Source organism: Vogesella lacus, from assembly GCF_979366295.1.
Map to the genome: position 1 here is coordinate 1 of NZ_CEETQT010000033.1, position 680 is coordinate 680.

The window sequence follows — 680 nt, forward strand, 5'->3', positions numbered from 1 at the left end:
TTCTTCAGACCAACGATTTCCAGCTCTTCGCCAACCTTGACGATACCGCGCTCTACACGACCGGTAACAACGGTACCACGGCCGGAGATGGAGAATACGTCCTCGATTGGCAGCAGGAACGGCTTGTCGATAGCGCGCTCTGGAGTCGGGATGTAGGAATCCAGGGCATCAGCCAGACGGAAGATCGCTGGTTCGCCGTATTCGGACTGATCACCTTCCAGTGCCAGACGAGCGGAGCCGGTAACGATCGGAGTGTCATCACCTGGGAAGTCGTAGGAAGACAGCAGATCGCGCACTTCCATTTCAACCAGCTCCAGCAGCTCAGCGTCGTCAACCAGGTCAGCCTTGTTCAGGAAGACGATGATGTACGGTACGCCAACCTGACGGGACAGCAGGATGTGTTCGCGAGTCTGTGGCATTGGGCCGTCAGCTGCGGAGCAAACCAGGATAGCGCCGTCCATCTGGGCAGCACCAGTAATCATGTTCTTAACGTAGTCGGCGTGACCCGGGCAATCTACGTGAGCGTAGTGACGGGACTCGGTCTCGTACTCTACGTGAGCGGTATTAATGGTAATACCACGTGCTTTTTCTTCTGGCGCGCTGTCGATCTGGGAGTAGTCCTTAGCTTCGCCACCGAACTTCTTGGACAGAATGGTGGTGATAGCTGCGGTCAGAGTGGT

General features: G+C 56.2%; 1 protein-coding gene. It reads right to left on the reverse strand.

Going from position 1 to position 680, the window contains the following annotated elements; translation table 11 throughout:
- Window positions 1-680, reverse strand: a 680-nt coding sequence (locus ACZ9W6_RS17570) for a GTP-binding protein (protein ID WP_465192483.1), incomplete at both ends; no start/stop codon positions are given.